We start from the raw sequence: 2,907 nt of genomic DNA, 5'->3' as shown, positions 1-2,907 counted from the left end.
GTGATGTTCCCCAACGTCACCATCAGCTTCCTGCCGGACAACCTGATTTTCTTCCGCACCGAGCCGCACCCCACCGACCCGAACAAGTGCACGTTCGATCTGTGGTGCATGGCCTTCCCGGTCGAGGGACAGGCCGTGGTGGAATCGATCATGGCCGGTCCCCAGCCGCTGCGCGAGGCCGAGATGCAGCACCGCGCCTTCGACAACGGCCGCGGCGTGCCCGAGATCAAGGACCAGATCGTCTATCAGGACATGCTTCTGGCGGAAGGTCAGCAGAAGGGCATGTATTCTCGCGGGTACACCGACGCCTATCTGGCCGCGCAGGAGACGCGGGTGCGCTTCTTCCATGAAGTGCTGAACGATTACCTCGAGGGGCGGCGCTAGGCCGTCATCCCGGCGCAGGCCGGCTCTCACCTCAAGACTGCCAGCGATCCCGGCCTGCGCCGGGATGGCGATGATCCGTGTCCGAAGAACATAAACGAAGGGGAGAACGAAATGAACATCTGGCTCAATGCAAGCTCACGCCTCGCACTTGGCGCCGCCGCGCTTCTCGTGCCGCAGGTGGTCTTTGCCCAGAATGATCCAGCACCGCAGGCCGAAACGCAGTCCGGCGGCATCCAGGAGATCGTCGTCACCGCGCAGAAGAAGTCCGAAAACCTGCAGGATGTGCCGATCTCGATCACCGCCGTCGGCGGCGAGGCGCTGGCATCGACGCAGGGCACTTCGCTGCAGGCGCTGCAAGGCCAGATCCCCAACGTCCAGATCGACAACTTCGCCAACACCCCGCAGAGCGCGGTCTTCACCGTGCGCGGCATCGGCGTGATCGAGCCTGACCCTTATGCGGGCAACACCGTGTCGATCGTCGTCGACGGCGTGCCGCAGTTCTTCTCCATGGGCGCGCTGCTCGACCTCTACGACGTCGACCGCATCGAAGTTCTGCGCGGGCCGCAGGGCACGCTGTTCGGCGCCAACACCACGGGCGGTGTCATCAACGTCGTCACCAAGCAGCCGACCGGCGATTTCGGCGGCCACGTCAAGGCGGTCTACGGCAACTACAACCGCATTGACCTGACCGGCTCGATCGAGGCGCCGCTGGTCAAGGACGTGCTGTCGCTCAAGGTCGCGGGCATTCACACGCAGCGCAAGGGCTGGGTCACCAACGTCGTCGACGGCTCGGACATGGGCCGCAAGAACCTCGACGCGGTGCGTGCCTATCTGAAGTTCACGCCCGGCTCCAACTTCGACGCGACGTTGCAGGGCGAATATGTCAACGCCCGCAACGGCTCGCCCATCGTCATCAACGGCGCGCGGCCCGGAGAGGCGCTCTACACCGCGCCGGGCACGACAGGCCCCGGCACCGGCGGCATGTACGTCAGCCCCTGCGCCACCGCCGGAAGCTGCACCGCGCCCGACAAGTACTACGGCGCCAACAACTCGGTGCCCGATCAGTCCAACATGGACACCTATTCCGGCACGCTGACGATGAACTGGCGCAACACGGGCATCGGCGACTGGACCGCGATCACCGGTTACAAGCACTTCACGCTGCGCGAGTTCACCGATCAGGACGGCACGCCGCTGTTCCTCAACGACACCTACCGTCGCACCGAGGGCTGGCAGTTCAGCCAGGAACTGCGCACCAACCTTGAACTGACCGACACTCTGAACGTCCTCGTCGGCGGCTTCTACCTCAAGAACCACTACGACCATATCCAGGCCTATCGCCTGCAGTTCGCCGCGCCCGGCCTGCTGCAGATCAACCTGCAGGATCAGGACAACTATTCGGTCTCCGGCTTCGCGCAAGGGTACTGGCAGGCGACCGACAGGCTCAAGCTGCAAGCCGGCATCCGCTATTCGCATGAGCAGACCAAATCGACGCCCAGCCTCATCACCTCGATCGGCGATCCGGCGGGCTCGAACTATACCGGGATCGGCAACACCGTCATCGGCAGCTTCACCGTGGGCGGCAAGAAGAGCTGGAACAACGTCGGCTGGAAACTCGGCGCGGACTACGAAGTGGCCGACGACGCGCTGCTATACGCCAGTTGGGCGCGGGGCTTCAAGTCGGGCGGCTTCACCGCGCGCGTCGGCGTTCCTGCGGACGGCGATACGCCCTACAATCCGGAAAAGGTCGATACTTTCGAGGCGGGCATCAAGGCCGACTTCCTCGACCGGCACCTGCGCGTGAACCTAGCGGCGTTCTACACCAATTACCGCGACATGCAGGTCGCGCAGATCTACTTCGACGATACGACCAACACGCAGGGCAACCGCATTCTCAATGCCGGTAAGTCCGAGATCAAGGGCTTCGAACTGGAAACCACGGCGGTGCCGGTGGAGGGCATGACGCTGCGCGCCTCGCTGGCTTACCTCGATGCCAAGTACAAGCAGTTCCTCTATGCCGACCCGCTCTCCGGGCAGGTGCTCGATCTGGAAGGCTACCGCCTGCAGAATGCGCCCAAGTGGAACGCCAGCCTCGGCGCTAACTTCGTGATCCCGCTGGGTAACGGCGCCGATCTCGTCAGCGACGTGAGCTATACCTACACCAGTTCCAAGTACTACACCGCGATCCTCGATACGCCGCGCTCGAAGATCCAGCCCACGCATCTCGTCGATGCCTCGCTGACCTACAAGCCGGACGGCGGTGCCTGGTCGGTGGGTCTGTGGGCGACCAACCTGCTGGATTCGCGCTACATGTCGACGGTGTTCGACAGCCCCGGCTACGCGGGCCTCGCAGGCTACGCACCGCCGCGCCAGTGGGGCGGTTCGGTCAGTTTCGAGTTCTGAGAATGCCGTCGTCCCGGGCTCGCCCCGGGACCGCTGGCCGGGAACAACCCACCTATCGGCGGGGCACCCGGCCAGTCCCAGCCTGAAGGCAGCCACCGGTCCCGGATCGAGTCCGGGTCG

The 2,907-nt window shown here is 64.3% G+C and carries 2 protein-coding genes; both read left to right on the top strand.

Annotation, left to right across the window (positions count from 1 at the left end):
* On the top strand, window positions 1-384 hold a 384-nt coding region (locus ACYPYD_RS21875; RefSeq protein ID WP_459665486.1), incomplete at its 5' end, for an SRPBCC family protein.
* 111 nt (window positions 385-495) lie between these two features.
* Window positions 496-2,787 carry a TonB-dependent receptor gene (locus tag ACYPYD_RS21870; RefSeq protein WP_459665484.1) on the top strand — a complete coding sequence of 764 codons (2,292 nt, stop codon included), beginning with the start codon at window positions 496-498 and terminating at the stop codon, window positions 2,785-2,787.
* Window positions 2,788-2,907 lie beyond the last annotated feature (120 nt).

It is taken from the genome of Novosphingobium sp. 11B, assembly GCF_054589055.1.
This window is presented reverse-complemented; position numbering and strand designations above follow the sequence as displayed.

Coding starts and splice junctions, on each gene's coding strand:
- ACYPYD_RS21870 (WP_459665484.1), top strand. CDS start 496: ATGAACATCTGGCTCAATGCAAGCTCACGCCTCGCACTTGGCGCCGCC.